Origin of the sequence: Flavobacterium sp. (assembly GCF_029242675.1) — a bacterium.
Taxonomy (GTDB): domain Bacteria; phylum Bacteroidota; class Bacteroidia; order Flavobacteriales; family Flavobacteriaceae; genus Flavobacterium.
Map to the genome: position 1 here is coordinate 1 of NZ_JAQWTM010000019.1, position 4248 is coordinate 4248.

Here is a 4248-nt window from a genome sequence, read left to right on the forward strand (position 1 = left end):
AAACACATAGGTGCCGACATGAATTTTGCTTGGCCTACAGCTGAAATCGCTGTGATGGGAGCAAAAGGAGCATCTGAAATTATATTCAAGAAAGAAATTAGTGAAGCAGATGATCACGAAGCTAAGCTAGCAGAGAAAGAAAAAGAATATGCTGATTTGTTTGCCAATCCTTATACTGCGGCACAACGCGGATTTATCGATGAGGTGATACTGCCTCAGGATACAAGACGAAAGTTATTAAAAGCCTTTAGTATGCTTGAAAATAAAGAGAGTGTAGTACCTAATAGAAAACATGGTAATATTCCGCTTTAAGTAGAGTCCTAATCTAAATGGATAAAATTTTGGAGTAATTTATTTTTAATTAGATTTTTAAATCAAACGCTTAAAAGCCCGATAGTTTATCGGGCTTTTTTTTGTGCCCTACTATTGCTGTACAGCTGTACCATTTTACAAAAGCTTTTCCTCTTATTGTGCTTCTTTTAAAAATAGCCCGCAATAAATTGAGTTTTTTTAATTATTATTCTCAATACCCCTATTTTTAATAGGGGTGTTTTGTTTTTAATTGCCAAATTTGATAAAAAATAGATGTAAATTAGATTTCGTAAGCTCTTATTGTTATTTTTTATAGGGGTTATTTAAAATTTAGGATAAGAATATTTTAAATATTAGTTCTCAAAAATAGAGAATAGTTATTTTATTAGACTGTTTTTTGGTTATCAATAATTCTGCTCGTCAAATGGTAAAAAAGCAGTTTTAAATTATTGAGCTTGGATAAAAGTTGATAAATTCGTCTCAGAAAAATAAGTATTTATTTGTCTATTTATGTCTTTTTAAAGGCTTTAAAAGTTAAAATTAACAAATTAAAATCATAGATATTTACTTTTTTATGAATATAATGTAATAATGTGCTAGTGATGAATATTGGAATATAGCCGAATCACAGCACAAAATAGCGAACCAATTAACTAACTACCAAACTAAATAAATTATGAAAAAAGTACTTACATTACTAGGATTGATTTTTACCACAACTGCCGCTTTTGCACAAGATAAACCAATAGAGATTACAGGATCGGCAGATGTGTATTACAAGTATGATTTCGCTAAAACAGGAAATATTAAGACTAGCTTCGCTTCCGATCAAAATTCTATTTCATTGGGGATGCTTGATATCGCCATTAAAAAAACAACGGGTAAAACATCTTTCGTGGGAGAAATTTCTTTTGGGCCTAGAGGACAATTTCAATCAATTCCTAATGGTGATGGAACAGACCTCAATTCTTTTCACATTCAAAATTTATATGCAACTTATGCTGCAACGGATAAATTGAGTTTTACAGCAGGATATATGGGGACTTTTATAGGTTATGAGGTAATTTCACCGCTGTCTAACTTTCATTATTCAACTTCCTATTTATTTACAAACGGACCTTTTCAAAATGCAGGTGTGAAATTAAATTATGCAATTTCGGTTAAAGTGGGTATTATGGTTGGCGCTTTTAATGATGCATGGAACTCCTACAAAGCTGATCCAATTAAAGGATTAAATGCCTTTGGAGCACAATTATCATTTGCACCTACTGAAAATATTAGTACATATTTAAATTTTATGGATGGATCCGTTAGTGGTACAATTGTCGATTTGACCGCCAATTTTCAATTGTCTACTAAATTTAAATTAGGTTTAAATGCCGCTGATTTTTCTAATAATGGTAATGTAGGATATACGGGAGTTGCGCTATATCCGGGATACAGTGTAAATGATAATTTTTCATTAGGGCTTCGTGGTGAATACTTTAAGTATAAACTAGGATCGGGTAACACTGATTTAACAGCTTTTACCTTTTCGGCAAATTTAAAAGCCGGTGGTCTTACATTTATTCCTGAGTTACGACTGGACAGCAATTCGGATAAAGTATTATTCGTAGATTCGGCTGCTTTACCAGCTACATCAGCTTCTCAAGTTTCACTTGCAATGGTATATGGATTTTAAGTGATTTTGAAGGAGCTACTTACCCCATATTCAAGAACCGTTTTTTTTTTTTTTAAACTGTCAAAATTCTGTAAAGGAAGTTGGCAGTTTTTTTGTCCTTGTGATGCTATATATTAAATGAAAAACGTCCTGACTTTTAGGAAGACAGGACGTTTTAAATCTATTATAAACTTGTATTATATTTTTTTGTAGATATTGTAAATCATATTCACTGTCTTTTCATCAAGTGTTGGCGTAGTATCGCTTTGGATATAATGCAACTTGAACGCCTTAATAGCAGCAGATAGATTTTTAGTGTCATACCCAATGATGCGCAAAGCTAATTCAGGGTTAAAGCCTTCTGGAGTGGGTGCTAAAGTGTCATCGGCCCAAATCCCAAAACCATTTTCCGCCAAGGTTTTCCATGGAAATAATGCACTAGGATCAGACTTGCGAGTTGGAGCAATATCTGAATGCCCAATAATGTTTTGTGCTGGAATTCCATATTGTTTTTGAAGTTTACTCAGCAGGGCCATTAAACTCGTAATTTGTGCCTCTGAAAAGGGTTCATTACCGTTATTATCGAGCTCAATCCCAATCGACGAACTGTTAATGTCAGTATCGCGTCCCCAGGATCCTTTTCCTGCGTGCCAAGCTCTAAGGTAGTCATTAAGCATTTGAACCACTGTACCGTTGTCAGCAACAATGTAATGTGCACTAACTTGTGTTCGGGTTAATGAAAACGTTCGAATGGTTTGTTGAAGAGAGTCTTGTGCCGTATGGTGAATGATAATAAAGTTTGGTTTTCGTAAATTAAAATTTACAGTTCCAACCCATTCCGTCTTTATACCGTTTTGCAAATCTCTTGGATTCATTCTAGATATAGAGTCTTTAAAAGTATACAGTTGTTTTGTATATAGACTATCGATACTAATAATTGTTTTAGTGACTATAGGTAGAGGCTCTGGCTCTTTACTACTAATGACCTCTCTAAACGTATTTAATTTGGAATCGTATTCGGCTTCATTGGCTTTACGGGGCTTAGAAGCGCAAGAAGCAATAACTAAAGTTAGCAGAAGGTAATAATAATATTTATTCATATTTTGTTTTATCTTTTCAAGGAAAAGAATCATTAGTTATCTTTTTTTCTTGATTTTTTTTTGTCGAGTTTCTTTTTGCCACTTGCGCCGGCAGCGATCAAGTCTTTGTATTTTAGTTTTTGATCTTCGTTCAAAAACTCGTTAATTTTTCTATTGGTAGTTTCAGATAGCGCTTGTAATTCTTTCGATTTTTGCTCTTGATTAGTTTCTGCTTTCAACAAGATTCCTTGCTCTCTAATACTCTCCGTAACTACGTTAGTAATCGCTATTTCTTGTAATTGATCTAGCTCTAACTCACTTTTGATATTCACCATTATTTTGGCTACCGTTTCTTCAATTGGTATTTCACGGGGTTTAGAAGGAGTCTGATTTTGATTCATCTGACTCATTTGATTCATTCTTCCATTTCCGTACCCATTGCCATATCCGTTTCCGTACCCATTACTGTATTGAGCAGTAATTGCGTTGGAAATCAATAAAAGTAATGCTGTAATAAGAGTTGCTTGTATTTTTTTCATTTTTTACTGTTTTAATAAAATGAAATATAAAGATATCAAAAAATTAAATCGGTTCTCCGTATAAATCAAATTCTGTTGCTTCAATAATTTTTATCATTGCAAATTCGCCTGTTTTCACGTAGTGTTTTGATGCGTTAATTAACACTTCGTTGTCCACATCTGGACTGTCAAACTCTGTTCTACCTATAAAGTGACCACCTTCTTTTCGATCAATAATGCATTTGAATACTTGACCTACTTTTTCTTGGTTTAAATCCCAAGAAATTTGTGATTGTAGTTCCATGATTTCGTTAGCACGCTCTTGTTTTACGTTGTCCGGCACATCATCTTCTAATAAATAAGCGTGTGTGTTTTCTTCATGAGAATAGGCAAAACAACCCATTCTATCAAACTTCATTTCTTGTACAAATTCTTTTAAAGTCTCAAAATCTTCTTGCGTTTCTCCTGGGTATCCTACAATCAAGGTCGTACGAATTGCCATACCTGGAACTGCAGCTCTAAAATCTTTTAACAATTGTGTTGTTTTAGCCTGTGTGGTTCCACGGCGCATGGATTTTAAAACAGAATCAGATATGTGTTGTAAAGGGATGTCAATGTAGTTACAAATTTTAGGCTCTCTTTTCATAAGCTCTAAAACATCCATTGGGAAACCAGTAGG

At 33.8% G+C, this 4248-nt stretch carries 5 protein-coding genes; 2 read left to right on the forward strand and 3 right to left on the reverse strand.

Features of this window, described 5'->3' with window-relative positions; all coding sequences use genetic code 11:
* Both P8M54_RS00610 and P8M54_RS00615 read left to right on the forward strand, forming a co-directional pair.
* Positions 1-312: carboxyl transferase domain-containing protein (locus P8M54_RS00610; RefSeq protein WP_300283817.1), on the forward strand; the 312-nt coding region annotated here is incomplete at its 5' end.
* 676 nt (positions 313-988) lie between these two features.
* On the forward strand, positions 989-1993 hold the full coding sequence (locus P8M54_RS00615; protein WP_300283819.1) for an outer membrane beta-barrel protein: 1005 nt from the start codon (positions 989-991) through the stop codon (positions 1991-1993).
* Positions 1994-2169: 176 nt separating this feature from the next.
* Here the strand turns inward: P8M54_RS00615 and P8M54_RS00620 are convergent, their stop codons facing one another.
* The 3 genes from P8M54_RS00620 to P8M54_RS00630 form a co-directional block, all read right to left on the reverse strand.
* On the reverse strand, positions 2170-3072 hold the full coding sequence (locus tag P8M54_RS00620; protein WP_300283821.1) for an N-acetylmuramoyl-L-alanine amidase: 903 nt from the start codon (positions 3070-3072) through the stop codon (positions 2170-2172).
* Between the two features lie 32 nt (positions 3073-3104).
* Positions 3105-3590 (reverse strand): hypothetical protein, encoded by a 486-nt coding sequence (locus P8M54_RS00625; RefSeq protein ID WP_300283823.1) that lies wholly within the window; start codon positions 3588-3590, stop codon positions 3105-3107.
* Positions 3591-3633: 43 nt separating this feature from the next.
* A partial coding sequence (locus P8M54_RS00630; protein ID WP_300283825.1) for a radical SAM protein occupies positions 3634-4248 on the reverse strand: 615 nt, incomplete at its 5' end.

Excerpts from the sequence above, each read along its gene's own strand:
- P8M54_RS00615 (WP_300283819.1), top strand. The coding sequence starts at position 989 with ATGAAAAAAGTACTTACATTACTAGGATTGATTTTTACCACAACTGCC.
- P8M54_RS00620 (WP_300283821.1), bottom strand. The coding sequence starts at position 3,072 with ATGAATAAATATTATTATTACCTTCTGCTAACTTTAGTTATTGCTTCT.
- P8M54_RS00625 (WP_300283823.1), bottom strand. The coding sequence starts at position 3,590 with ATGAAAAAAATACAAGCAACTCTTATTACAGCATTACTTTTATTGATT.